Genomic DNA, 25068 nt, shown 5'->3' on the forward strand with positions numbered 1-25068 from the left:
AGCTGTTCCCTCCTTATTTATTGCCTAATAACTTTTGTTGTAGTTCGTATAATAATGTCATTGCCTGCATCGGTGTCGTACCCATAACATTCAATTTTGTTAAAGTATCAAGCACTTCCTGCTGTTCGGGTGCAATAACGGGTTCCTCATTGATTGAGAATAATGAAAGCTGCAATTCTTCGTCTGCAGTTTTTTGAGGGACCTGCTCTAAAATGGATGGCGTTTGTTCACGAACAACGCTTGTATTAGGTTTTTCGATACTTGTTGCCTCAAATTGCTCAAGTAAAATACGGGCACGCTGTAAAATGGCTTCAGGCATTTCTGCAAGTTCAGCCACATGTACGCCGTAGCTTTTGTCAGCTGCCCCTTTTTTTACTTTGTGTAAAAATACGACACGGCCATCTTGTTCTGTGGCACTTACATGAACATTTTGCAATCGAACAAGTTCGTTCTCCAAGTCAGTCAGCTCATGATAATGGGTTGAAAATAAAGTATTTGCCCCGATTTCTTCATGAATATATTCCATCATTGCCTGCGCTAAGCTCATACCATCATATGTTGAAGTTCCGCGACCAATCTCATCAAACAGCAATAAACTGTTTTTCGTCGCATGTGTGATCGCATGCTGTGACTCTAGCATTTCAACCATGAATGTCGATTGCCCGGCAACTAAATCATCCGCTGCCCCTATACGTGTAAAAATTTGATCGGTAATTGGCAGGATCGCTTCATCTGCTGGTACGTAACATCCCATTTGTGCTAATACGACGATTAGGGCAACTTGACGCATATACGTACTTTTCCCCGACATATTCGGACCAGTAATAAGCATCATATTTTTATCATCGGTTAACACACAATCGTTCGGTACATAGCTTTGTTTATTAAGCATCTTTTCGACTACAGGATGTCGTCCTTCAATAATTCGCAGTGAGCGCCCCTCGTGAAATTCAGGCTTTGTAAAACGATATTTATCCGTCACCGCAGCAAAGCTCATCAAAACATCAAGTTCACTAATCTCAGATGCTAATGCTTGCACACGCGGAATATAGGCTTTCAATCGATCGCGCAATGCAACAAACAAATTATATTCCAGGGCCAAACTTTGTTCTTCCGCATTTAAAATAAGTGCTTCCTTTTCTTTCAACTCTTCAGTAATAAAGCGCTCGGCATTAGCTAAAGTTTGTTTTCGGTCATACCGGCTTAAGTCCGTATTATTTAAATGAGACTTTGTGATCTCAATATAATATCCAAATACTCGATTATAGCCGATTTTCAGGTTTTTAATTCCTGTTAGTTCCCGCTCTTTATGTTCAAGTTGGGCTATCCAATCTTTGCCGTTACGCGAAGCATCCCGATATTCGTCCAACTGTTCATTGTACCCATCGCGAATTACATCGCCTTCCTTAATCGAAATCGGCGGATGATCAGTAATTGCCTCTGCCAAAAGCCGCTCTACATCAGCACAAACATCCAGCTTTTGCCCAAGAATTCTACATTTTTCATGACCGCTATTAATTAATTTCTCTTGAATTGTTGGTACTTGACGTAAAGACTCTCGTAATTGGGCAAGATCACGCCCTCCAACTGAACCAAATGCAACACGGCCCGCTAATCGTTCCAAATCATACACGTTTTTTAATAATCCTGTTAATTCATCACGTAAAAAGAAATCTTCTAACAACTCGGTCACAATTGATTGACGTGATTCAATTGCATTTTTATTAGCCAATGGTTGGTGTAGCCATTGCTTTAATTTCCGTCCGCCCATTGCCGTAACTGTTTCATCCAACAGCCATAACAGAGTACCTTTTGAATCTCCACTCCGGATTGACTGGATAAGCTCTAAATTTCGTTTGGAATTTGTATCGATTCGAAGAAAATTGTTTGCCTCCGTATAATTGAACGGCTGAATATGGGATAAAGAGCGCATTTGTGTTCTTTCCACATATTGCAACAACCGTTTAGCCACACCTTGTAGATTGGCCGGTAAATGAGACACATATTGCGCAGCGCGTGCCCCTTCCATTTCCTCCATTTCCAATGACAATACGATGCCGCCTGCCTCGGCATACTCTGCAAGCAGTAACTGTAGCTGCTCTGTAACGATCACTTCTTTTATTGCATATGACTGTACTTGCTGAATCAATTGTTTCGCACTGCCTTCAATAATTGAACAATTTGATTCCCCTGTAGATACATCTAAATAGGCAAAGGCGATTTCATTTTCCCCTATGCTTTCTGCGGCTGCAATAAAATGATTCGACTTCCCATCGAGCGCTTTTCCTTCAGTAATTGTTCCGGGCGTAATAACTTGGACAACTTCACGTTTCACAACACCTTTTGCATGTTTTGGATCCTCTGTTTGTTCACAAATCGCCACTTTATAACCTTTTGCTACAAGTGTTTCAATATAGCCTTGTGCAGCATGATGTGGAACTCCACACATCGGGATGGGATTATCCGTATTACCTGCACGCGCCGTTAATGTAATTTCCAATAATTGTGATGCATTTATAGCATCATCAAAAAATAATTCATAAAAATCGCCTAGACGATAAAATAAAAAAGCATCCTTATAATCTTGCTTTACGAGCATATATTGTTGCATCATCGGTGTGTATGTAGTCATGTTTATTTCCCTCACTTGCTAAAACTTGTACAAGTATTATACCATTTGCCTCGTAATTTTCCTTGTAAACGCAATGAAAAAAGGGATTGTTTGAAAGAAATCTTCAAACAATCCTAAATTGTACAGATTATAATGTTGATAATGTTTACTATTTACTATACACGTGTTCCGATTAAACCCGTTTACGAAAATGACGAGGATTCATAGTCTCCACTAGACGAACTAGATGAACTAGACGAGCTAGAAGATGACGTGCTGGATGGCTGCTGTGAGCTTTCCTCATAAGACCAATCTTCTTCATAGTCAAGTGGGTGCACATTAATCACTACCGTTGTTTCACCGATAATCTCCACTAAAAACTCGCGTTCGATCGTTACTTGGAATTTATCTCCCTGCTTCGTGATTATAGCCTCAATACAATTTGGCTGCTGCAATACACGAGTCTTCACATCATTTGAATCTACTTCTTCTCCATCACGGAATGACAGTTTTATACGATCCTTATAAGTGATTGTTTCAGTATGAACTGCCGTTTTTGAATGGTTGCTATAAGCATACCAAACATTCACATCGAATTTCCCTGTCACATCAACAAATTTACCATTACGCTTTGCCTGGTATTGATGATTGATTACCCAGCAACCTAAAATGCTTGTTGGTGCATTCGGTGGACTGAGCGTTTCAACACATTCGGTACGCTTTTTCCCTTTCGCTATAACTGCTTTTGTCACAATTTGGCGTAAACGCTTCACCGAACATCTCTCCTTTCTTCAACTACTCGATTTATTGTATGCGGCAGGTGCCTAAAGGGTGAAATGAGTTTTTATAAAAGAAAAAACTACTACAAACAAGTTGTAGTAGCATCTTTCACTATTGTACGGTCATTTCTTCAGCCAATAAATCATTGATTTGTTCAATAGGCATTGGTTTATAATAATAGTAACCCTGACCAATTTTACAGCATAACTTTTTTAATTCGTTATGTTGTTCTTCTGTTTCTATCCCTTCAGCAATTGAAACCTTATTTAAGTTGCTCGAAAGCTGGATAATTGTTTTAATGACGACATTCATTCATGGATTGGATAAATTATCCATCATCACAGATACAAATTTGATATCAAAAAAGAAGATACCCTATATTGGGTATCTTCTCATATTATTTATGAACATGAACCTGGTGTGCTATTACGTATTTTTGAACCAGTCTCACCTTTTAATAGATCGCCATCTGTAGAAGCAATCACTTCATCTGTAACATTGTTAGCAATAGCATTCGAAACTAATTGCAGTAAACCGTTTACCTCTGTTTGAGATTGTTTAAATTGTTGAACAACTGGTAAATCGTCAATTTCTTGTTCAATACCTGTTATTTTGCCTTCAATCATTTTTAACGCTTTCTCTTTCCCTAAGTGCTGGAAGTTAACGGCTTGCTTCTGCAATGTTTTTAATGATGCAATTTTTTCACGGACAAATTGGTTTTCATTAATTTGCTCTTCCGCTTTTTTGAAGAACTCAACTTCTTCAGTATTGGCAATCATATGGGCAATTTCTTTTGCTTTTTCAATAATTTCGTCTTTAGTATATAATTTTGTTGTCATTTTACAAATTCCACCTCTTCGATTACTTCTTCTACAAACTCACCTAACAATGAATATGATTTTGCTTCTAAAATCTTAACTTGCACAAGCTTTCCTATATACTTTGGATCTGCTTTGAAGTTCACAAGACGGTTTTTACGTGTATAGCCAGCTAAAACATCATCTCGTCTTTTACTGCTGCCTTCAACTAAAACTTCAACTGTTTGACCTTCCAAATCTTTTAATGCTTTTGCGGAATACTCTCCTACAACTGCATTAAGACGTTGTAAACGGTCTTTCTTCTCTTCATCCGTTACATTATCTGTCATTTTGGCTGCAGGTGTGCCTTCACGTGGCGAATAAATATACGTGAACGCCATATCAAAACCTACCTGGCGATACAATTCAAGCGTTTCCTGGAACTGTTCTTCCGTTTCGTTTGGATATCCAACAATAATATCAGTCGTCAATGTTACACCTGGAATCGCCGCTTTAATTTTATCCACTAATTGTAAAAAGTGCTCCCGTGTGTACTTACGTGCCATGATTTTCAAAATTTCATTTGAACCTGATTGGACAGGTAAATGAATATGATCCACCAAGTTGCCACCTTTGGCCAGTACTTCGATCAGATGATCATCAAAATCTCGTGGATGACTAGTCGTAAAGCGAATACGTGGTATATCAATTTTGCGAAGTTCATCCATTAAATCGCCTAAACGATAGTCGATGTCGTCAAAGTCTTTCCCGTAGGCATTTACATTTTGACCTAAAAGCATAATTTCTTTATAACCTTGTGCCGCCAGATCGCGCACTTCCTGAATAATCTCATCAGGTCTACGTGAACGTTCTTTGCCGCGCGTATACGGAACTATGCAATATGTACAGAATTTGTCGCAACCGTACATAATATTTACCCATGCTTTGATTGAGCCTAGGCGTTTCTTCGGAAGGTTTTCAATTACATCGCCTTCTTTTGACCAAACTTCTACAACCATTTCTTTTGACATGTATGCATCGTGTAATATATTTGGCAGACGGTGAATATTGTGTGTTCCAAATACCATATCGACATGCTGGTATTGTTTTAGGATTTTGTTGACGACGGATTCTTCTTGCGACATACATCCACAAACACCAATTAGCATTTCTGGGTTTTTACGCTTATATTTTAACAGGAAGCCAAGCTCACCGAATACTTTATTTTCTGCATTTTCTCGAATGGCGCAAGTATTTAGCAATACAACATCAGCCTCTTCGATTAATTCAGTCGGTGTATAGCCAAGCTGCATGAAAATACCGGCCATTACTTCAGTATCATGCTCATTCATTTGACAGCCGTATGTGCGAATATAAAACTTTCGGTCTTGTCCCATACCTATATACTTTTCATCAATATCAAAATCTTTATGATATTTCACTTCTTCTTTACCGCGTTTTTTTGCATCTTTAAGTGAAGGAGCAGTAAATACTTTTTCAAAATATTTACTATAGTCTTTTTCTTCCTTAGGTTGCTTAATCTGCTGACTAGCTAGTCGTTGTTCCTCATTCATCGACCCAGAGCCCCTCTCATTTATTACATTTACTCATTTCATCATTATAGCGAACTGTTACTAGTCCCGACAAGTTAGTCAATGAATTTTTTATACCTATTTACATCATTCGTCCGCAAAATTGTAAGAAATGTGACACTTAATTTAATCACTTGAGTCCATTTCATCTCATATTTTGCTTCAAATTGGTGCTTTGGCAAACGCAAAACATCTTGAAACACTGTTTTTGCATCAAGCTCATGCTGTGATAAATATGCCAGGAAAGCCAAGAACAGCTTATGATCCTCTAATTGTAATTCTTTATTTTCTATTAGAGCATCCACTCTGCCTGCAGGTGAGTTGCCACGCTCGAACAGTTTCGTCAGTTCGCCCTCAAGTTTTTCGTTTTTATATTGTAGAAAGTTTAAAATGTCCGTCATAGCATACAGCCCCATTTTAAAAATTGGATTTCATTTCCTTCTTACTGTAGCAGATTAGTAAATATTTCTCACCCAAAAAGCAAAAGGCAGAAAGATTGCTCCATCTGCCTTTTTAAAAACATTATTTACTATCATCCATTTTCAGTACCGCCATAAATGCTTCCTGTGGAACCTCTACTGAACCGACTTGTTTCATACGTTTTTTACCTGCTTTTTGCTTTTCAAGTAATTTACGTTTACGAGAAATGTCACCACCGTAACATTTTGCAAGTACGTTTTTACCCATTGATTTAATTGTAGAACGGGCAATAATTTTTTGACCGATTGCAGCTTGAACTGGTACTTCAAACTGTTGACGAGGAATTAGTTCTTTTAATTTCTCTACAATTATTTTCCCACGCTCATATGCAAAGTCTTTATGCACGATGAAACTTAGTGCATCGACTTGTTCACCATTTAATAAAATATCCATCTTGTTTAATTTTGATGGTTTGTATCCAATTAACTCATAATCGAATGATGCATAGCCTTTTGTATTGGATTTTAAGAAATCGAAGAAGTCGTAAACTATTTCAGCTAACGGCATTTCATAAACGATTTTAACTCGACTATCATCAATGTAATCCATACCTGAGAAGTTTCCGCGTTTTTTCTGGCAAAGCTCCATAACTGCTCCTACGTAATCGTTAGGCACCATTATTGTTGCTTTAACATATGGCTCTTCAATTTCGTCAATCTTTTGTGGATCCGGCATCATTGAAGGGTTATCGACTTTCAATACTGTACCATCCGTTTTTGTTACTTCATAAATAACAGAAGGAGCTGTCGTAATTAAATCAATATTAAATTCACGTTCAATACGTTCCTGGATAATTTCCATATGAAGAAGACCTAAAAATCCGCAACGGAAACCGAAGCCTAATGCTTGAGACGTTTCTGCTTCATATTGAAGTGCTGAGTCGTTTAATTCCAATTTTTCTAATGCTTCGCGTAAATCATTATATCTCGCTGTATCAATAGGATAAAGACCACAATATACCATCGGGTTTAACTTACGATACCCTGGTAGCGGCTCTGTCGCTGCACGACTGCCGGCATAAGTTACCGTATCACCAACGCGTGTGTCCTGTACATTTTTTATTGATGCAGTTAAATAGCCTACATCGCCAACAGTTAATTCAGCTTGAGGTATTGCTTTTGGTGTATGAATGCCAACCTCGATAACTTCAAACTCAGCACCGGTTGCCATCATTTTAATTGTATCGCCTGCTTTTACTGTTCCATTTACGATACGAATAGAAATGATAACCCCTTTATAAGCATCGTAAACTGAGTCAAAAATTAATGCTTGTAATGGCGCATCCGGATCTCCCTGTGGTGCCGGTACTTTTTCAACAATTTGCTCTAAAATATCCTGAATCCCAATACCCGCTTTTGCAGATGCAAGTACTGCTTCAGATGCATCAAGGCCAATTACGTCTTCAACTTCCTGGCGCACACGCTCAGGGTCTGCAGCTGGTAAATCGATTTTATTGATTACAGGTAAAATCTCCAGATCATTGTCCAATGCTAAATATACGTTTGCCAATGTTTGCGCTTCAATTCCCTGCGCAGCATCAACAACTAAAATGGCACCTTCACATGCCGCTAACGAACGCGATACTTCGTATGTGAAATCGACGTGACCAGGAGTATCGATTAGATGGAATGTATAAATTTCTCCATTTTTAGCATTATATTTTAATTGTACTGCATTTAATTTAATCGTAATTCCACGCTCGCGCTCCAAATCCATTGAATCTAATAGCTGTGATTTCATTTCACGCTGTGTAACTGTTTGTGTTGTTTCTAAAAGACGATCTGCTAAAGTTGATTTCCCGTGGTCGATGTGTGCAATAATCGAGAAATTTCGGATATTTTCTTGACGTTTTAAACGTTGTTCTCGGTTCATGTATAATTCCTCTCCTAATTAGAAAAAACACCTGAGCCCATTATGGGTTGGTGTCACTACGTATGTAGATTATCATCCATTTACTTTTCTACTAAAATACAGCCCCTATATCCATCCAATTTGAATGTAATGGAACAATAGAGGCTTTCTTATTTTAAATTATACTATGAATCGTAGTAAAACGACAACAGCGAACCTTCAACTGCCATAGGAAAAACGCATTTCGCTCAGACTACTGCGAAATGCGCTTTTACATATTTGTGCAAGGAGTAGTGTTTAAGTTCCTTTTAGGAATGCCACTGCTCACTTTCATTTTATAAATTCCCTCTAAAATAATTACACCGCCGCCTCAACAAATGCGAGTCGGATGGCCTGCGCTAATACTGCCATTGTTCGGTGAAGTTCTTCTTCCGTATTGTCAATACCGCCAAGTTCAATCAGCAACATATTCGGAGCAAGATCCTGGTTATAAACACCATTCACATGATCCCCTTGTTGTTTTAATATGCCGCGTGAAATACCAGGTAACATGTTGTTTAACTGTTTATCCAGCATTGTTGCATACGCTAAATTTGCTTCATATGCCGGGTGTTCCGCCCCCACGACAAATGCCACTTTTGCATAGCTTTCCTCATTCACTGTATGTGTAGTAGCCTTTTTCGGAACTGCATCACGGTGAAAATCAATTACCAGTCCGTATTCACGCTCTTCCAAATATTGTTTTAATATAGGGCGAGCAACTTTGTAGGCTTGAGGTAACCTTGCATCCACTAACTTCATTTCGTTCATTACATCAACATCAACAACATGTGGTGTGATTTCATTTAATTCGAAATAATACTGCATCATTTGCTGTAAAGAGAAAATATTCATTTCCTCATCATATACTGCCTGCATCCCTTTAGTTTGTTTGACAATTGGCTTATACGACTCATGAGAATGTGTAAACATTAGTAATACATTAAATGGATCTGGATTATACGGCGGTTCTTCGACTACTGTTGGTAGCGGATCTGCTGCAGCATAGACGACGTGTGTATTTTCAGGTTTTTTTGTGGTCATTTCATTATTTGGAAAAGGGAATTGCCCAATAATGATAGGCAGTGAAAATAAAAATAAGAACAATAATGAGAAGCGTTTTAGTTTCCGCAAACACATCACCCTTTCTCCAATACAATATGGGGGAAGAGCAAAACTTAGAACGTATAACTAGTTTTTAGTGTATCTAAAATTTATTTTTTCTTATTTTAAGTAGATTGTTTTTGCTCTATCCAATTAAACAAGCTTTCCCCTAATAAAAAGGCATATTGACTTAGCCAAAAATCAACCTCTTTTGGCGTAACCATAAGACGCTCAGGATGGGTACTAAACACTTCTTCAAATAATTGTCGGCGGTCTTCATTTGGCCACGTTGCCCATTGTCCGAAAATCGGCTCCACTTTAGATAGGTCCACTTCTTCATTTACAGGTGTCCAATTTGTTACAGACAGCTTCCCGGAAGGCTTCCCTTTTTCTTGTATTTTTGCTGCAATCGACCTAAAAGCTACATCTATTGCATCTGCAATCAATATCGGAGCTTCTACAACTGTTGGAATTCCGATTGCCGTTACAGGTACACCTAACACTTCCTTGGAAATTTCCTTACGATGGTTTCCTACACCCCCACCCGGATGAATCCCTGTATCTGTTAACTGAATGGTTCTACATAAACGCGCACTACCACTTGTAGCGAGTGCATCGATTATAATTACGAGCGATGGCTTTATTTTTTCTGTTAATGCATGAATGTAATCACTTGTTTCAAATCCAGTTTGACCCGTCACACCCGGCGCATATAAAATAAATTTAGGCTCCTGCAGTTCCGATTGTTTTTTATGCATTGCATCAATAGTATATGGACCAATTGCATCTGGTGTAATCGTCTTATTCCCTAAGCCTATTACTAAAACTTTTGATTGTGCAGTAATTTTCAAATCTTTATGCAGATCATGTAAATAATGAATTAATGATTCCTGTAGTTGTGAAAAGCCATGTTGGTCTTCCGAAGTTAATGTAGGTATTGATAATGTAATATACACCCCTTGTTTTTTGCTGATTTGTTCTTGCCCAGCCGCATTCACTTCAACCTTAGTAATTTTTACTCGGTTTTGTTGCGACTCCTCCATATGAACGCCACGTTCATGCTTTAATTTTTCCTTGTCCGCTTGCGTTTGCTGAAGTAGGACTCCTGCTGTTTCATCAATTAAATCTGTGCGATTCCAATCTATTTTTTTCATAAATGCACCTCCACATTCCAGTTTGTTCAAACTGTCAAGTAAATATTCTTTGCATTTATGTATTGCAATTCTTTCAATCCTTTGGTAGAATGATTTTTGTTGTATTGACACATGAAACAGTGAGAAAATACTCATCTCGTACCTAAATCTAGGAGGTGAAAGAAATGCCAAACATTAAATCTGCTATTAAACGTGTAAAAGTTAACGAAAAAGCTAACGCTGCTAACGTACAAGCAAAATCTGCTATGCGTACTACAGTTAAAAAAGCTGAACAAGCCATCGCTACAGGTGCTGAAAACACTCAAGAATTAGTAGTTGCTGCTTCTAAAGCATTAGATAAAGCTGCTTCTAAAGGTCTTATTCACAAAAACGCGGCTTCTCGTAAAAAGTCTCGTTTAGCGAAAAAAGCTTAATTGTAAAGTTATAAAGCCAACTGCGCATTTGTGCAGTTGGCTTTTTTCGTATAATATAAATAGTTTTATAAGACGGTTATGAATCATTAAGTAGATGGATAAATCTTAAAATACCTTATCTTATAGCTTCCTCATTAAAAATAGCTCTAAATGACGTTCGCGATTTCCACCTGTTGTTTTCAGTTGAAGATCTACCTCAGCCAGACTGTAAAGCGCTTGGAGTAAACGCTGATCGGTAGGACGACTTTTTTGGTTCGAGATAATTTGGACACGGTAAGGATGGATTTTAAGTTGCTTTGCAATTTGCTGCTGATGATAGCCCTTTTTTTGCAAATAGAAAACTTGTGTCATTGTGCGAATATTATTTGCGAGTAACCCAACCAACTTAATAGGTTCTTCTTTTTGGCGCAATAAATCATGATAAATTTTAAGTGCCTCTTCTTGATTATGCTCCAAATAGGCATTCAGCATTTTGAATGCGTCATGTTCAAGCGTCTTCGCTACTAAATCTTCCACAAGTTCACGTGTAATTTCCAGCTCTTCACCTAAATATAATGCCATCTTTTCCATTTCCATTTGAAGTTGGAGCATATTAGGTCCAACCATTTCAAGCAACTTTCCGATTGCTTCATCCGTAATAGCTTTCCCGTGCTTATGGGCTTCATTTTGAACCCACACATTTAAATCATGATTTTGCGGTGTTTCTGCAAGGATAACTGTACATTTATCCTTCATAAGTTTCGTGATTTTTTTTCGTTCATCCAGCTTTTCATATGGAGCGATAAATACCGTAATTGCAGTATCAGTAGGGTGTTCGAGCCAGCTTTCAAGACGTTTTAAATCATGATCAATCTTTTCTTTTCCCTTTTCAGTTGCTTTTAAAAAAGATGTGTTTTTAGCAATTATTAGTTTGCGTTCAGAAAAAAACGGAATCGTATCCGCTTCATCGATGACATAATCTATCGGTTGTTCATTTAAATCAAAGGTCATCACTTCTGCTTCTTCCACTTTTTGAAGTGCAGATTTCAATTGCTTTATTGTTTCATCTACAAAATAAGATTCTTCTCCTACAAGCAAGTAAACCGGTGCGAAATTCCCTTTTTTAAAATCCTGCCACATTTTTGTTATCATCTGGGGAACCTCCTTTACTTTCGTATTTCTTAGTATAACATTTTTTAATTAATTGAGAATGTACAGATTCGCTTACAATCCCGAAGAACAGGGAAAAACAATTTAAAATAACAAGCTAATTACTTTGTGGACTTTTCTTGAAATTTACACTTATTATTATCACCAATAAAAGGAATAATTAGCATTTCATATAGCATTTTTAATTAGATTATTCTATAATGATTGGAGATTAGGAGGGATACTTATGGCAGGACATCAAGATCCAAACTATGTAACTGAAAACCCATTTGAAGGTCGTGGCCGTGCGATGAAAGGCAACGACTTCCCAGATGCTGGTTACGGTTTCGTAATTGGTGGCGGTTTCTTTATTACAATTTTTATCATTGCAATTATTGTAGAAGCAGCTACACGTATGTAATCCTAAAATGGAGTGATTTCTATATAAATAATAGAAATCACTCCATTTTTATTTCAAATAAATTGAATTCGATTTTTCTATCGTAATTTCACCTTTAGTTATCGTTACTTCTATCGTTCCTTCCAATCCAGTTGTTGCGTGTGGGATATGGTATGATTCAAAACGATTTACTACATCAATATGCGGATGATTGTACCGATTGTTTTCCCCAGCCATAAACACTGCAAATTTCGGGTTTGTCAGCGCAACAAACTCTTCAATGCTTGAAGTCTTGCTCCCATGATGACCGGCCTTTAACAAATCAATATTCCTTAGCTTTTCTGTATATAGTTGAATTAATTGCTGTTCCCCTTCTTTTTCAAGATCTCCTGTAAACAATGCCTTATACTGATTATGCGTTACCATAATAACAAGCGAATCATTATTCCCTTCGTATTCAATATCAGCAGGCCATAAATACTCAAACGTCGTCGCACCAACTTTCCAATAATCCCCTGCCATCTTTTCGATAAGTTTTGTATTTGTCTTCTTCAGTTCCTGTAAAAAATCATTCATTACAGGCTTTGAAATCGAACCTGGCGTGACATGTACCTCTTTCACAATCACCTCTCGTAAAACTTCTTCAGCCCCTTCCACATGGTCGGCATCGGCATGAGATAATACAAATGTATCAATCGATTGTATGCCGCGCCCTTTTAAATAAGGTACTACTATTTGGCGACCCACCTCATAAGGTGTTTGACGCTCTTTCCATTTCTCCTGATCAAATCTTAATAACCCTCCCGCATCAATCACTATAACGGATTTCCGGTAAGGTAATTCAATAACAATGCAGTCTCCCTGCCCCACATTTACAAAGGAAATTTTTAAATCACCGTCCCAATAGGATTGGAAGTGAAAAACTATTGCAGGCAGTACTAATAGTAAAATTGCCTTTAAAGTGGATTGTTTATCAAGCAAATAGAAGGTAATGAAAACGGAGCTATATAAGAAGACCAACCATAAGATAGATGGTTTTCCCGGGTTCCACATTTGAATAATTGGCTGTTGAATGATGAATATAAAGTTTGTAAGTGCCGTACGCAATGGCTCGTATAGGAGAAAAACAAAAGAATCAAACGGGAGTGGTAAAAAAGTAAGAACTAAAACCGCAAGATTAATCGGTAGGATAACAAAAGAAAAAAGCGGTACGAAGAAGATATTCGCTATAAAAGAAGAAAGACTGATTTCAAAAAAGTGAAAGAGTAACAATGGGTAAACGAGGATTTGACAAACAAAGGTGATGAAAAAGGATTGAATCCAAAAGTTAGAATACCGCGCTAAAATCCGACTCGAGTACACTAAACTGTATGTAGCTAAATAAGAAAGTTGGAAACCTACTTGAAAAATAACACCAGGTTCTAATAGAACAAAAATGATAAAGCTCAGTGACAAAGCATCATCCATCGGAATATTCCACCGGAAATACCGGGCAAGCATAATAAATTCAACAACACTTACTGCACGCCATATAGATGGAGCACCTCCTGCTACAATTGCATACATCGGTAATATTGCAAGAAGGAGAATTGTGGCCGACTCTCTGCGAATGCTCATTCTTAATAACAACTGGAAAAATAGGAAAGAAACGAGGGCAACATGCAGTCCGGAAATCGCAAATAAATGTGTAATCCCTAATTTTTGATAGGCTCGGTTCAATTCATCATCGACATTATGCTGTAAACCGATTAAAAGGGCTTGTGCTTCAGCAACAAGCGAAGGAGGGAAAGTTTCTTCTATATGGAGTTTTAATCGAAAGCGTTGGTCATATAAAGGCTGTAAAAAAGAATTTCCCTTGCCCACAAAGGTAAGTTGGTGAATTTCGATAATCCCTCTCGCGTTTTTACTTTGCAAATACTGGGCCATAGAAAAGCCATAGCGGTGCGCAGGAACAGATGGGGATACTTGCTCCCCGACAACAAAAAAATTCGAACCAGCGAGTTGCTGGGCTTCCAGGAGTTGCTTTTCCTGTTCACTTTTTATTTCGTAGGTTACATATAGCTTTTCGCCTTCTGCATTGGTCATAAAACCTCGTAGCATAACGCCGTTAATTCTGTATTCATCAGACCATGTCAAGATTGCCGGAAGTTCGACTGAAACGGAAAGCTTGTTTACTTCATAGGAAAATAAAAGATAACTCCCAATCCCCGTGAAAAAAACGAAGACGAGATGTATTTTGAGTAATTGCTTATAATGACAAAACAGCAACAGAATAACTAATAATGCAAGTAGCCTTACCGATTCTAATGCAGCACCTGCACTAATACAAATCGACAAGGCGTAAAATATCCAGTTATGCTTGAACAAGTTTACCAAATAAAGCATGCATCTTCTCCTCTAGAGGGAGCAACTGTTCATTACTTGCACCTAACTCACGAAGCTTCTCGAGCATTTCAAATGTTAAGGCAAACTTTTCATCTTGAAGAAAATCTATTTTTGCTTCATCGAATGGGATGTGCTGAACATGGACATCAGCCTTCTTAAATAGTTCCAAAGCATATACATTATTTTTATAATCTTTGGCATAGTACACGTTTTTAATTCCTGCTTGAATTATCGTCTTCGAACAAGGCAAGCATGGGAAATGCGTCACATAAAGGTCAGCCCCATTTGCTGGTGTACCATATTTAGCACACTGCAACAGCGCATTCGTTTCGGCATGGACTGTTCTGACACAATGATTGTCCACTACATAGCACCCTTCTTCAATACAGTGTTCATCACCGGAGATTGATCCATTGTATCCACCGGCAATAATACGCTTCTCTCTTACAATAGTTGCCCCTACCGCAAGACGGGCACATGTACTTCTTAATGCAAGTAAATGGCTTTGCGCCATAAAAAATTGATCCCAAGTAATTCGCTCCATATGATAACCCCCAAAAATTATATCACTTATCAGTTTATACATAGTTCGAACCATTCGCAATGTATGATTTTTTGAAATTTCACTTTATTTTACATCAATTAAGTCCTTTAACTGCTCGAATGTTTTGTCCCCGATGCCTGTCACCTGCTTCAAATCTTCAACCGTGCGAAAATTCCCTTGCTCTGATCGATGCTGAATAATTGCACTGGCTTTCGAAGGTCCTATTCCAGGCAATTGGGTTAACTCTGATTCAGCCGCTTTATTTATGTTAATTTTTCCGGAGCTGTTACCACTGCTTGTTGAATTTATTTCCGTCATTTGCAGAAAAAGTTCCATTTCTTCCAATGCATCTTCACTAGAATTAGGAATATAGACAACCATTTCATCCTGTAATTTTTGTGCATGGTTAATGAGCATTGGATTTGCATCATCCGTATAGCCCCCTGCCGCTTCAATTGCATCGATAATTCGCTGTTCTTCTGACAAGGTATAAACACCCGGAAATTTTACTGCGCCTTTTACATCAACAATAATTGTTTGTGGAGTGTCTTCCATTTCTGTTTCCGGAATATTAGGAGTAGAGCCTATAGTAGCCAAGGCGTTTTGGTCAATTGTTTCAATCGTAGCACTGTTCGAGGAATCTTGAATAAAAAAGAAATAGACAACTATTACCGCAAGTACACTACCCAGAATAGTGACTTGCTTTTTATACTTCTCCACAAATGGCTGCAAATTAAAAAACACCCTTTCATAAAGAAGGTTTTATATATGGAGCTTACTTCCACTATACAAATTTCACTTCTTTATGAAAAGGTATTTCATCTAAAACTGCCGAAACATTCTTTTTCGGGCATTTTATTTATTTTACAGCACGGATAAAAATACGTTCACTTTCTTCAGTCGGCTCGTCGTTTGTCCAATCAGCCGAAACCTCGACATGTGAGAAACCGATTTCTTTTAGCCAAATAACATATTGTTCATAGCTAAAAGTTCTTTGAAAATGTTCTTCATCAAATCGTTCATACAATCCACTTTCTGTCTGTAAGAAGAATGTCATTTGATGGTAGACTGAATGCGGATACTCCCCGTGCTCTGTATGCCACACATAGGAAATATCTCCGTCATCATACGTAAATGGACCGTCTAAAAATGTATCATCCATTTTGTATATGGAGTGCACATCGAAAAATAGCTGTCCCCCAGTCCGAAGACTTTGGAAAATCCTTTTTAATGTTTCAATTACTTGATGTTCTTCTTTTAAATAATTAATCGAATCTATTGGAATGATTGCTACATCCAAGTCACTGAAACCGTCTAGTTCGTCCATCGACATTGCATACAGTGGTATTGTAATGCCATTGACATCCATACGAGCGCTTGCAATCGAAAGCATTTCCTCAGATAAATCGATACCTGATACATTGTAGCCTGATTGATGCAATAATAAAGCAAGTGTTCCCGTGCCACAGCCAATATCCAATAAATTTTTATAGTTCTGTGCAGGGGCATGCGATTGAATCCACTCTACATATTCCACGTACGGAATATCTGTCATCAACTCATCGTATACTTCTGCAAAACGCTCATAACTATTCATTGTCAGCTTGTGGTGCGTCTAATTGTGCTGCATCTCCCCATAAACGCTCCAAGTTATAGTATGCACGCTCATCTTTGTGAAAAATATGCGCTACAACATCACCCATATCAACTAAAATCCAACGTGCTGTATCAAAGCCTTCCAATTTACGAACAGTGTAGCCCGCTTCTTCAGCTTTATCTTTGATTTCTTTAGCAATAGCCTGTACTTGGCGTTCTGAACTACCTTCAGCAATAATGAAGTAATCAGCCAATAAAGAAATCCCCTTCATATTTAGGGCAACAATATCTTCCCCGCGCTTGTCATCTATTGCTTTGTACGTAATATTTAATAACGTTTCATTCATGTATGTTTATTCCTCTCTCATTAAAAAGTTATAGCACTCAATTGATACAGGGTAAATAGCCTGCTGTGATGAAACTAAAAAACTGAGGGTATGTGTTATACATGCCCGAAATGCATCATCCAAATTAATGTCTGCATCGGCTCTTAGTTTTTCTACACCATGAAATTTACGGTTTGGCTCAATCATATCTGCAACAAAAATTATTTTTTCAAAAGTTGTCATATCCGCTCGCCCGGTTGTATGGTAACGAATTGCGTTTAAAATCTCTTCATCTTCAATGTGAAATTCAGTCTGGGCAATCCATGCCCCGATAGGACCATGTAAAATCTCAGCATTCCACTCAAGTAAACGAGGATCCATCTGCTGTTCAATCACAACTTTTTTCATCCATTCGACATCTGCATACTTCGCAATATCATGTAAAATGCCTGCGATTTCTGCCCTTTTTGGATCTTCCTGATATTTTTCGGCTAAACGAATCGCCGTTTCCATAACACCAATCGAATGAATATACCGTTTTTCGGGCATTCGCTCTTTAATTGCTGCCAATAACGTCTGACGATCCATACAAACCTTCCTCTCGAATAAACTGTTCAACAGCCTTAGGCAATATAAAATGCAAATTAGCCTTATCTTGCTGTAATCGGTTTCGGATATAAGTTGAAGAAAGGTCTATTTGGGGCGCATCAACCATGTGTACATTATAAGATGTTTGCGCTTCACTACCTGGACGCTTCACTCCTACAAATGTTACAAGCTCCATTAACTCGTCAATTCGATGCCATGTAGGTAATGAATCAATCATATCCCCACCGATAATGAAATAAAACTCAGTTAGCGGTTCACGCTCACGCATAGCTTTCATCGTATCGAATGTATAGGATACACCTCCACGGTCAAGCTCAAAGGTCTCCACTTTAAAATAGGAGATTTCTTCAATCGCCAGCTCAACCATCCGAAGACGCTGTGCATTTGTAGCAGAACTCAACATTTCCTTATGTGGCGGCATTGCATTGGGCATAAAACGTATTTCCGCTAAATCAAGTGCAGCATACACTTCATTGGCCATCATTAAATGTCCGATATGTGGTGGGTTAAATGTACCGCCAAAAAGACCGACTTTCTTCATTTCGATTCACCTATTTCGTAGCTACTTTTGGTAATACGATTTTTTTGTTATTGCGTGATTCTTTATATAAAACAACTGTTAAGCCAATTAGTTGTACCAGCTCTGCACGTGTTCCTTCAGCAAGCTCTTCTGCTACAACATTTTTATCTTCTTCACAGTTATCTAAAATGCGTACTTTAATAAGCTCGCGTACTTCTAATACATCGCGTAATTGTGCAAGCATTGCATCATTTACGCCACCTTTTCCAACTTGGAAAATTGGATCTAAGTGATGTGCCTCAGCACGTAAAAAACGTTTTTGTTTACCTGTTAACATAATAATTTACTTTCCTCCTAATTGCGCCGTCAAACGGGCAATCATTGCATTTGTATTTGGATAATGGCCTAACCAATATTCATAGGCAATCGCCCCTTGATGCACGAACATGCCTAAACCATTAACAATTGTCGCCCCTTTTTGCTCAGCCGCTTGCAAAAATGGCGTCATTAATGGATTATACACAATATCTGCAGCAATTGCGCTTGCCGGGAACTTTTCAAGCGAAAACGGCAGGGCAAAGTCCCCCGTTGTCATTCCTGCCGGTGTTGTTTGTATAAAAATTTGGAAAGCAGCTAAGTTCTGTTCTGCTTGTTGCAATGAAATAGCTTGGCCTTCATTCATCTCATCTGTAATTTGCTGTGCATTTTCAACCGTTCGATTGGCAATCGTTATATCTGAATAACCTATAAGTTGAAGGGCAAATGCGATACCACGTGCTGCTCCACCGGCTCCGATTAATAGAATCGGTGCATCACGCTTGTTTGTACCGATTACTTGCTCTAATGCTTTCACAAATCCCGGACCATCTGTATTATAGCCCTTTAGTTTCCCTTCAGCTGTACGAACGACAGTATTGACCGCGCCCATCTTTGCAGCGAGTTCATCAAGTTCATCCAAAAAGGGAATAATCGTTTGCTTATGCGGTATTGTTACATTCCAGCCACTTGCGCCCAACAGCTTGAATGATGCTACAGCTTGTTGTAAATGTTCATGCTTCACATGTACCGGAATATAAGCCGCATCCACATTCTCTTCTTCATACCATGCATTATGCATCTCCGGAGATTTTGACTGTGCAATCGGATCCCCAATAACCGCAAACCACTTCTTCATCAACAATACCTTCTTTCAACTTATCACAATCATTCAACTAAATTAACGATGGGCGGATGAATACTTCTACCCCTTTTGGAGCATGAGCGGCTACAACTACATTCGCATGCTGTACCGTTACCCATCCTAATCCTGAAATGACCACATCTGTTTTTGCTTCTTTAATTGAGAATTCGTGGCGTACTAGCGGTGGCAGTTGTTCAATATGCTTTGTAGTTGGGGGAGCCAATAATTCACCTTTATGCTCTTCATATAAGCTATCCGCACGTTCCAGCTTCGTTCTGTGTATTGGTAAGTCGTTTGCTGCATGTATTGTAAATGCAGCACGTTCACCCTGAATAAAATCAAAACGGGCAAGTGCTCCAATAAATAATGTTTGCCCTGGATTTTGCTGATAAACTTTTGGCTTAATTTCTTTTTTTGGCATAATGTATTTCAATTCGCTCGAATCAATATGGTGAGCCATTTGATGATGATTAATAATACCTGGTGTATCATATAATGATGCACCGTCATCCAGTGGAATTCCAATCATATCCAATGTTGTCCCTGGGAAGTGAGATGTTGTTATAATTTCACCTTCCCCTGTAGCCTGCTTAATTATACGGTTAATGAATGTTGATTTCCCTACATTTGTACAGCCCACTACGTATACATTCTTGCCATTACGATATTCTTCAATTGCTTCGACTACTTCCTGCATACCCATTCCTTTATGAGCGGATACAAGTTTAACGTCGATTGGCTTTAACCCTAACGCCTTTGCTTCACGCTTTAGCCAATTAATTACTTTCTTCTCTTTCACTGATTTAGGTAAAAGATCTGCTTTGTTGGCCACTAATAGCACAGGATTATTTCCTACAAAGCGGTGCAAACCAGGTAACCAGCTGCCATTAAAATCAAAGATATCTACGATTTTTACGATGAGGCCTTCCTGTTGTCCAAGACCGTTTAAAATACGTAAAAAGTCGTCATCTGTTAAGCTGACTGGTTGAATTTCATTGTAATTTTTTAAACGGAAACAGCGTTGGCAAATAATCATTTCCTTTTCTAGAGAGGATGCAGGGGCATACCCTAATCCATTTTTATCTTCTGTTTGAATCACTGTTCCACAGCCAATACATTGTGGCATTTCGTTCATTAACTATTTCCTCCTAACTGGTATTGCACAACTATACAACTTGGGCTACTTATTAGTCTTCCCAAGGATACTTTCCTTTTCTTCTTAAATCATTGTAAACACGACGTTCTACAAAACGGTTAAATTTTGTAACAAGTCCGTCGGAATCTGCTACGGGGCGCACTAAAAATGTATACAGCTTTTGACGCTTCGCACCCATTACATCCGTCAATAATTGGTCTCCCAACATAGCTACTTCATGGCGACGTAGACGTAACTGTACAAGCGCCGCATAATAAGCCGCACCTAACGGTTTTTTCGCCCTAAAAATAAACGGAATACCATGAGGTTCTGCAAATTGACGTACGCGTGCTTCATTATTATTTGATGCAATAATAATTTTGATGCCTGATTCACGCATCATTTCAAACCATTGTACAAGTTCATCTGTTGCATCCGCACGATCCCATTCCACTAGGGTATTATCCAAATCCGTAATAATACCTTTAATGCCTAATTCGTTTAATTTTTCTGGTGTAATTTCAAATACACTACGAACAAATTCATCTGGTAATAAAAAGTTGTACAAAGCCGTTACCCCTAACTCAAAATTTATTTAATCATTATAACATAGTAGCAAATGCTTCTCCCATTTTTATCTTCGCACCATTCGTTACATTCTCAGTAAATTCAATAGCATTCTGTTCAAATAGCATAACAACAGTCGATCCGAAAGAAAAATAGCCGACTTCTTCCCCTTTTTTCCATTGCGTTGATTTGTTTGTAAGTTGAATAGAATTAACAAATGTTGCACCTACTTTAATAAAGGCAGTACAAAAATCTTTTTCATAGTTAATTTCGCTAATCATACGATAATTATGACTAATCGGTTTTTTTCCATATTGTAGACCCATTTGGTTTACTGGGTAGGATTTCTTACCCAAAATGTATTGACGCGTAATGACACCATCAACCGGACTATGAATACGATGATAATCAGCAGGGCTTAAATAAAAGACAATATACTTGCCATTGCTATATCTGTTAGCCTGCTCTTCATTTCCCAATAAATCCACTAATGAATACGGTTTATTTTTAACTGTAAACATCATACCATCCTTAATATCGCCAAACGCTTCCAATTTCGCATCCACAGGACTCGCAAATATATTTGAACGTATATCTACAGGACGCACTTCACCTTTTAGCTCACGGACAAAAAAATCATGTAAACTTGTAAAATCTTTTGGTGATTTTGAAACTTCTTGTATATTAATTCCGTATATTTGACTATAACTACGAATAAAATTTTTACTCATACGTGATTGAGCAACATGTTGTAAAACTTTCGAAGAGAGCTTACCGTTTGATAGTTCTATCAAATTGCGGTATAATTTTTCCTTCATTCTATGTCCTCCCATTTATAATAAATATGGAATAAAGATAAATTATATAATGTATAGGCGCTCAAGGAAAGGTATTATGCAGAATTAAACTATTACCTTTTTTTCTAAGGAAGAAGTATAATAGAGAATAGCCGAAGCGCAAGGGAGTGTTTTACCAATGTTTTTACTTCAAAAAGTGGATTCAACATTAAAAAAAATTAAAGCCAATGCTGCAAATATTATTACAATTACAAATATGTCATTTGGTGGCGCCGCAATTATGGCAACCTTAAATGAATACTATAGCTATAGTGTTTTATTAATTTTTATTGCTGCTTTTTTAGATCGTTATGACGGGAAAGTTGCCCGCAAATTTAATCAGGAATCCGAATTAGGAAAACAACTTGATTCCATGGCTGATATTATTTCTTTCGGTGTCGCCCCAGCCCTGTTAATGTATGAAATGGCGTTAATGGATGCAGGTATTACCGGTATGATGATGCCTGTACTATTTATTGCTGCTGGTGCATTAAGGTTAGCACGATTTAATGTAATGGATTCGACTGGATATTTCGTTGGTTTGCCAATTACAGCAGCCGGTACATTGCTCACGTTCTCTTATTTCTTTACAAATTCATTGTCTAACACATTTTACATGATTCTTTTCCCCGTATTAGCACTACTGATGGTAAGTACATTTACATTAAAGAAGGTGTAAGAGCAAATTCAGCTCTTACACTTTTTTCATTTCTCCGCAAAATTTATCATATACTGTCGAAAAGACGAAAGGATGTATATTGCTTGAGCGGTTTTGTGACAGCATTGCTTCAACTTTGGCTTGAGCTTCCCGCACTATTGGGCTATTTAAAAGGTCAAACGTTTTACAAACCTTTATCACGTGAGGAAGAAGAAGAAGTCATTAATCGTTTTATAAATGGCGATGAAACGGCACGAGTTGAACTGATTGAACGTAATATGCGATTAGTTGCCCATGTCGTAAAGAAGTTCCATCCCCCTCATGACTTACTGGACGATTATATTTCAATTGGAACAATTGGTCTTATGAAGGCAGTAAGCAGCTTTACTCCTGAAAAAAAGACCCGCCTCGCTACTTATGCAGCACGTTGTATTGAAAATGAAATTTTAATGCATTTACGTGCTCAGAAAAAAGTACAAAAAGACGTATCATTATTTGAACCAATCGGAGTAGACAAAGATGGACAGTCACTGCAAATACGGGATCTACTACAGTTGGATGAACCTTCGACCATTGAAAAAATTGAATTACGGGAAGATTTCGCACAGCTGTATCGTTATTTAGATACGTTAGACCCTCGTGAACTTGAAATAATCTCTTATCGCTATGGTTTACAAAACTTTGACCCACATACTCAAAAAGAAATAGCAAAACGTCTCAATATTTCCCGCAGCTATGTATCCCGCATTGAAAAACGTGCGCTAATTAAGCTTTACCAGCAGTTTAAACATAGTGAGAAAGAATAAGTTCTTTTTTACAAATTTTTCGGATACCCGAAGAGCATTAATTTAATTTTTATTGCTAAAAAACTGCCTAATCCTTTATCAGCGATTAGGCAGTGTAAATTGAATTATTCTTGCCGTTACGTTTAACTACTTAAAGTTTTGTAATGGCATTTAACACGACTTCTGTCGAGTGCTTTGCTGCTACCGGTAAAAACTCATCAAATGACATGCCGGATTCTTGTCCAGCAATGTCGGATAATGCACGAATGACAACAAATGGTGTGTTGAACTGATGGCAAACTTGCGCTACTGCAGCTGCTTCCATCTCCACTGCTTTCATTGTTGGGAAATCTTTTCGAACCGCCTCAACACGCTCAGGATTGCTCATAAATACATCTCCTGAACAGATGAGTCCCACACTGTAGTTATGTTCCCCAACTTCTTTTACAGCCTCTTTAGCAACTTCCATCAATTTTTCATCTGAGTTATAGCATGCAGGCATCCCGGCCATTTGACCAATTTCATAACCGAATGCAGTTACATCTACATCATGATGGCGCACTTCATCTGAAATGACAATATCCCCCACATTTAAAGCGGCATCAAAACCACCTGCCGAACCTGTATTAATTACAACTGTTGGGTTAAATTTCTCCAATAAAATCGTTGTTGACATAGCTGCATTTACTTTTCCGATACCGCTTTTCAACAGGATAACTTCCTTACCCTCGTATGTACCTGTTGTGTATTCACTGTTTGCAATTGTTTCTGTATTCGTATTTTGTAGAGCACCTCGTAATAATTCTACTTCCTGCTCCATTGCGCCAATTACTGCAATCTTCATTTGTTAATTCCTCCAATAAAACTATTTCTTGAATTATATCGTTAAACACCTTCAAGAGTGTTTAGCACTTCAACTTGAATAGGTTTCCATCCTTCATTGTCAATCCATTCAATACTTACCCGATACTTTTGTTCCTTATCCATTGATGTCACAACAGCAATTGCACTTTTTGCATTTCCGTTATTATTTACACGTACTACTATGCTGTTTTCCTGTTCCAATTCAATGACACTGAAGATCGCTTTTAGCTTTTCCTCATAGTCAATATGCCCTTTTTCGAATGTCGACACATGTTCACCTGTTTGTGCGGTCGGATAGACAGGCCAATTCGAATTTGTAATTACTTTTTGAACGGCCGCGGTATCTGAAGGGCTTACTGTATCCTCTGTTTCTTCAGGTAATGGATCCGCTTCATTGGATGCATCTTCGCCCTCTTCTTTAACATCTTGCCCTTCTTCTGCTGTTTGTTCATCTTCTGTCGCTTCTGATTCACCTGCAGCTAGATTAGCTGGTGGTTCCTCTTGCTGGGCTTCATTAGATGCTGGCTCTCGAGAAATAATAAAAATCAATGTCGCGACAATTAATACAGCAACAATTGCGATTAGGTAGTTTAGGCTTTTATCCGCTTTCTGAAACTTCGTTTGTTTTATTTTTTGTTCCGCATACTGTTGTCGTGTTTGAAATCGCCGTTTACGTTCCATTTCAATCTCCTCCTATGCATCATTATTTTAGCA

At 38.1% G+C, this 25068-nt stretch carries 28 protein-coding genes; 4 read left to right on the forward strand and 24 right to left on the reverse strand.

The genetic code is table 11. The features are described from left to right. Nucleotides 1-13: 13 nt before the first annotated feature. The 9 genes from mutS to gpr form a co-directional block, all read right to left on the reverse strand. Nucleotides 14-2632, reverse strand: coding sequence for a DNA mismatch repair protein MutS (mutS, locus tag H9632_RS03065; RefSeq protein WP_191702658.1), 2619 nt, complete (start codon nt 2630-2632; stop codon nt 14-16). A gap of 182 nt (nt 2633-2814) precedes the next feature. Further along, nucleotides 2815-3384 carry an outer spore coat protein CotE gene (gene cotE / locus H9632_RS03070; RefSeq protein ID WP_191702659.1) on the reverse strand — a complete coding sequence of 190 codons (570 nt, stop codon included), beginning with the start codon at nt 3382-3384 and terminating at the stop codon, nt 2815-2817. A 118-nt stretch (nt 3385-3502) separates the two neighbouring features. Beyond that, on the reverse strand, nt 3503-3703 hold the full coding sequence (locus H9632_RS03075) for an EAL domain-containing protein (protein ID WP_225223659.1): 201 nt from the start codon (nt 3701-3703) through the stop codon (nt 3503-3505). An 89-nt stretch (nt 3704-3792) separates the two neighbouring features. Next, on the reverse strand, nt 3793-4230 hold the full coding sequence (locus H9632_RS03080; RefSeq protein WP_191702660.1) for a RicAFT regulatory complex protein RicA family protein: 438 nt from the start codon (nt 4228-4230) through the stop codon (nt 3793-3795). Further along, nucleotides 4227-5762 (reverse strand): tRNA (N6-isopentenyl adenosine(37)-C2)-methylthiotransferase MiaB, encoded by a 1536-nt coding sequence (gene miaB / locus H9632_RS03085; RefSeq protein WP_191702661.1) that lies wholly within the window; start codon nt 5760-5762, stop codon nt 4227-4229. Before miaB ends, H9632_RS03080 begins: the two co-directional genes overlap by 4 nt. Before the next feature lie 74 nt (nt 5763-5836). Continuing rightward, nucleotides 5837-6181 carry a hypothetical protein gene (locus H9632_RS03090; protein WP_191702662.1) on the reverse strand — a complete coding sequence of 115 codons (345 nt, stop codon included), beginning with the start codon at nt 6179-6181 and terminating at the stop codon, nt 5837-5839. 121 nt (nt 6182-6302) lie between these two features. After that, on the reverse strand, nt 6303-8132 hold the full coding sequence (gene lepA / locus H9632_RS03095) for a translation elongation factor 4 (protein ID WP_191702663.1): 1830 nt from the start codon (nt 8130-8132) through the stop codon (nt 6303-6305). Between the two features lie 336 nt (nt 8133-8468). After that, nucleotides 8469-9290, reverse strand: coding sequence for a stage II sporulation protein P (spoIIP, locus tag H9632_RS03100; protein WP_191702664.1), 822 nt, complete (start codon nt 9288-9290; stop codon nt 8469-8471). Nucleotides 9291-9379: 89 nt separating this feature from the next. Next, nucleotides 9380-10408, reverse strand: a complete 1029-nt coding sequence (gpr, locus tag H9632_RS03105) for a GPR endopeptidase (RefSeq protein ID WP_191702665.1) — start codon at nt 10406-10408, stop codon at nt 9380-9382. A gap of 164 nt (nt 10409-10572) precedes the next feature. Here gpr and rpsT point away from each other — a divergent pair, with 164 nt between their 5' ends. Then, complete coding sequence (rpsT, locus tag H9632_RS03110) at nt 10573-10821, forward strand: 30S ribosomal protein S20 (RefSeq protein ID WP_191700296.1); 249 nt, start codon at nt 10573-10575, stop codon at nt 10819-10821. A 120-nt stretch (nt 10822-10941) separates the two neighbouring features. Here the strand turns inward: rpsT and holA are convergent, their stop codons facing one another. Then, nucleotides 10942-11952 carry a DNA polymerase III subunit delta gene (gene holA, locus H9632_RS03115; RefSeq protein ID WP_191702666.1) on the reverse strand — a complete coding sequence of 337 codons (1011 nt, stop codon included), beginning with the start codon at nt 11950-11952 and terminating at the stop codon, nt 10942-10944. A 244-nt stretch (nt 11953-12196) separates the two neighbouring features. Here holA and H9632_RS03120 point away from each other — a divergent pair, with 244 nt between their 5' ends. Continuing rightward, nucleotides 12197-12370, forward strand: a complete 174-nt coding sequence (locus tag H9632_RS03120) for a YqzM family protein (RefSeq protein WP_191700298.1) — start codon at nt 12197-12199, stop codon at nt 12368-12370. A 48-nt stretch (nt 12371-12418) separates the two neighbouring features. Here the strand turns inward: H9632_RS03120 and H9632_RS03125 are convergent, their stop codons facing one another. The 12 genes from H9632_RS03125 to H9632_RS03180 all read right to left on the reverse strand — a co-directional run bounded on the left by H9632_RS03125 (nt 12419) and on the right by H9632_RS03180 (nt 22029). Continuing rightward, the gene (locus H9632_RS03125; protein WP_191702667.1) at nt 12419-14734 is read right to left on the reverse strand and encodes a DNA internalization-related competence protein ComEC/Rec2; all 2316 of its coding nucleotides are present in this window, start codon (nt 14732-14734) and stop codon (nt 12419-12421) included. After that, on the reverse strand, nt 14703-15278 hold the full coding sequence (locus tag H9632_RS03130) for a ComE operon protein 2 (RefSeq protein ID WP_191700300.1): 576 nt from the start codon (nt 15276-15278) through the stop codon (nt 14703-14705). The genes H9632_RS03125 and H9632_RS03130 overlap by 32 nt, the downstream gene beginning before the upstream one ends. A gap of 84 nt (nt 15279-15362) precedes the next feature. Next, nucleotides 15363-16010 (reverse strand): helix-hairpin-helix domain-containing protein, encoded by a 648-nt coding sequence (locus H9632_RS03135; RefSeq protein ID WP_191702668.1) that lies wholly within the window; start codon nt 16008-16010, stop codon nt 15363-15365. A 127-nt stretch (nt 16011-16137) separates the two neighbouring features. After that, entirely contained in the window at nt 16138-16875 is a 738-nt protein-coding gene (locus H9632_RS03140; RefSeq protein WP_191702669.1) for a class I SAM-dependent DNA methyltransferase, read from the reverse strand. Further along, the gene (gene rsfS / locus H9632_RS03145; protein WP_191702670.1) at nt 16868-17221 is read right to left on the reverse strand and encodes a ribosome silencing factor; all 354 of its coding nucleotides are present in this window, start codon (nt 17219-17221) and stop codon (nt 16868-16870) included. The genes H9632_RS03140 and rsfS overlap by 8 nt, the downstream gene beginning before the upstream one ends. Nucleotides 17222-17227: 6 nt before the next feature. Next, complete coding sequence (gene yqeK, locus H9632_RS03150) at nt 17228-17788, reverse strand: bis(5'-nucleosyl)-tetraphosphatase (symmetrical) YqeK (RefSeq protein ID WP_191702671.1); 561 nt, start codon at nt 17786-17788, stop codon at nt 17228-17230. Beyond that, complete coding sequence (locus H9632_RS03155; protein ID WP_191702672.1) at nt 17757-18350, reverse strand: nicotinate-nucleotide adenylyltransferase; 594 nt, start codon at nt 18348-18350, stop codon at nt 17757-17759. The genes yqeK and H9632_RS03155 overlap by 32 nt, the downstream gene beginning before the upstream one ends. 10 nt (nt 18351-18360) lie before the next feature. Further along, nucleotides 18361-18666: a ribosome assembly RNA-binding protein YhbY gene (gene yhbY, locus H9632_RS03160; RefSeq protein WP_191702673.1), complete on the reverse strand. Its 306-nt coding sequence runs from the start codon at nt 18664-18666 to the stop codon at nt 18361-18363. Between the two features lie 6 nt (nt 18667-18672). Continuing rightward, nucleotides 18673-19503 carry a shikimate dehydrogenase gene (gene aroE / locus H9632_RS03165; RefSeq protein WP_191702674.1) on the reverse strand — a complete coding sequence of 277 codons (831 nt, stop codon included), beginning with the start codon at nt 19501-19503 and terminating at the stop codon, nt 18673-18675. A 37-nt stretch (nt 19504-19540) separates the two neighbouring features. Beyond that, nucleotides 19541-20644, reverse strand: coding sequence for a ribosome biogenesis GTPase YqeH (yqeH, locus tag H9632_RS03170; RefSeq protein WP_191702675.1), 1104 nt, complete (start codon nt 20642-20644; stop codon nt 19541-19543). A 52-nt stretch (nt 20645-20696) separates the two neighbouring features. Next, nucleotides 20697-21212, reverse strand: coding sequence for a YqeG family HAD IIIA-type phosphatase (locus tag H9632_RS03175; RefSeq protein ID WP_191702676.1), 516 nt, complete (start codon nt 21210-21212; stop codon nt 20697-20699). A gap of 34 nt (nt 21213-21246) precedes the next feature. Continuing rightward, nucleotides 21247-22029 (reverse strand): phosphatidylserine decarboxylase, encoded by a 783-nt coding sequence (locus tag H9632_RS03180; protein WP_191702677.1) that lies wholly within the window; start codon nt 22027-22029, stop codon nt 21247-21249. Between the two features lie 157 nt (nt 22030-22186). Here H9632_RS03180 and pssA point away from each other — a divergent pair, with 157 nt between their 5' ends. Beyond that, the gene (gene pssA / locus H9632_RS03185) at nt 22187-22726 is read left to right on the forward strand and encodes a CDP-diacylglycerol--serine O-phosphatidyltransferase (RefSeq protein WP_191702678.1); all 540 of its coding nucleotides are present in this window, start codon (nt 22187-22189) and stop codon (nt 22724-22726) included. 83 nt (nt 22727-22809) lie between these two features. After that, nucleotides 22810-23511: an RNA polymerase sporulation sigma factor SigK gene (gene sigK, locus H9632_RS03190; RefSeq protein WP_191702679.1), complete on the forward strand. Its 702-nt coding sequence runs from the start codon at nt 22810-22812 to the stop codon at nt 23509-23511. A gap of 130 nt (nt 23512-23641) precedes the next feature. On the opposite strand, the gene mtnN is transcribed toward sigK, so the two are convergent. Both mtnN and H9632_RS03200 read right to left on the reverse strand, forming a co-directional pair. Further along, nucleotides 23642-24334, reverse strand: a complete 693-nt coding sequence (mtnN, locus tag H9632_RS03195; protein ID WP_191702680.1) for a 5'-methylthioadenosine/S-adenosylhomocysteine nucleosidase — start codon at nt 24332-24334, stop codon at nt 23642-23644. A gap of 41 nt (nt 24335-24375) precedes the next feature. Further along, nucleotides 24376-25035 carry a YrrS family protein gene (locus H9632_RS03200; RefSeq protein WP_191702681.1) on the reverse strand — a complete coding sequence of 220 codons (660 nt, stop codon included), beginning with the start codon at nt 25033-25035 and terminating at the stop codon, nt 24376-24378. Nucleotides 25036-25068: the final 33 nt, after the last annotated feature.

It is taken from the genome of Solibacillus merdavium (genome assembly GCF_014836935.1).
GTDB classification, from domain to species: domain Bacteria; phylum Bacillota; class Bacilli; order Bacillales_A; family Planococcaceae; genus Solibacillus; species Solibacillus ferritrahens.

Coding starts and splice junctions, on each gene's coding strand:
- mutS (WP_191702658.1), bottom strand. CDS start 2,632: ATGACTACATACACACCGATGATGCAACAATATATGCTCGTAAAGCAA.
- H9632_RS03075 (WP_225223659.1), bottom strand. CDS start 3,703: ATGAATGTCGTCATTAAAACAATTATCCAGCTTTCGAGCAACTTAAAT.
- H9632_RS03080 (WP_191702660.1), bottom strand. CDS start 4,230: ATGACAACAAAATTATATACTAAAGACGAAATTATTGAAAAAGCAAAA.
- miaB (WP_191702661.1), bottom strand. CDS start 5,762: ATGAATGAGGAACAACGACTAGCTAGTCAGCAGATTAAGCAACCTAAG.
- H9632_RS03090 (WP_191702662.1), bottom strand. CDS start 6,181: ATGACGGACATTTTAAACTTTCTACAATATAAAAACGAAAAACTTGAG.
- lepA (WP_191702663.1), bottom strand. CDS start 8,132: ATGAACCGAGAACAACGTTTAAAACGTCAAGAAAATATCCGAAATTTC.
- spoIIP (WP_191702664.1), bottom strand. CDS start 9,290: ATGTGTTTGCGGAAACTAAAACGCTTCTCATTATTGTTCTTATTTTTA.
- gpr (WP_191702665.1), bottom strand. CDS start 10,408: ATGAAAAAAATAGATTGGAATCGCACAGATTTAATTGATGAAACAGCA.
- rpsT (WP_191700296.1), top strand. CDS start 10,573: ATGCCAAACATTAAATCTGCTATTAAACGTGTAAAAGTTAACGAAAAA.
- holA (WP_191702666.1), bottom strand. CDS start 11,952: ATGATAACAAAAATGTGGCAGGATTTTAAAAAAGGGAATTTCGCACCG.
- H9632_RS03120 (WP_191700298.1), top strand. CDS start 12,197: ATGGCAGGACATCAAGATCCAAACTATGTAACTGAAAACCCATTTGAA.
- H9632_RS03125 (WP_191702667.1), bottom strand. CDS start 14,734: ATGCTTTATTTGGTAAACTTGTTCAAGCATAACTGGATATTTTACGCC.
- H9632_RS03130 (WP_191700300.1), bottom strand. CDS start 15,278: ATGGAGCGAATTACTTGGGATCAATTTTTTATGGCGCAAAGCCATTTA.
- H9632_RS03140 (WP_191702669.1), bottom strand. CDS start 16,875: ATGAATAGTTATGAGCGTTTTGCAGAAGTATACGATGAGTTGATGACA.
- rsfS (WP_191702670.1), bottom strand. CDS start 17,221: ATGAATGAAACGTTATTAAATATTACGTACAAAGCAATAGATGACAAG.
- yqeK (WP_191702671.1), bottom strand. CDS start 17,788: ATGGATCGTCAGACGTTATTGGCAGCAATTAAAGAGCGAATGCCCGAA.
- H9632_RS03155 (WP_191702672.1), bottom strand. CDS start 18,350: ATGAAGAAAGTCGGTCTTTTTGGCGGTACATTTAACCCACCACATATC.
- yhbY (WP_191702673.1), bottom strand. CDS start 18,666: ATGTTAACAGGTAAACAAAAACGTTTTTTACGTGCTGAGGCACATCAC.
- aroE (WP_191702674.1), bottom strand. CDS start 19,503: ATGAAGAAGTGGTTTGCGGTTATTGGGGATCCGATTGCACAGTCAAAA.
- yqeH (WP_191702675.1), bottom strand. CDS start 20,644: ATGAACGAAATGCCACAATGTATTGGCTGTGGAACAGTGATTCAAACA.
- H9632_RS03180 (WP_191702677.1), bottom strand. CDS start 22,029: ATGAAGGAAAAATTATACCGCAATTTGATAGAACTATCAAACGGTAAG.
- pssA (WP_191702678.1), top strand. CDS start 22,187: ATGTTTTTACTTCAAAAAGTGGATTCAACATTAAAAAAAATTAAAGCC.
- mtnN (WP_191702680.1), bottom strand. CDS start 24,334: ATGAAGATTGCAGTAATTGGCGCAATGGAGCAGGAAGTAGAATTATTA.
- H9632_RS03200 (WP_191702681.1), bottom strand. CDS start 25,035: ATGGAACGTAAACGGCGATTTCAAACACGACAACAGTATGCGGAACAA.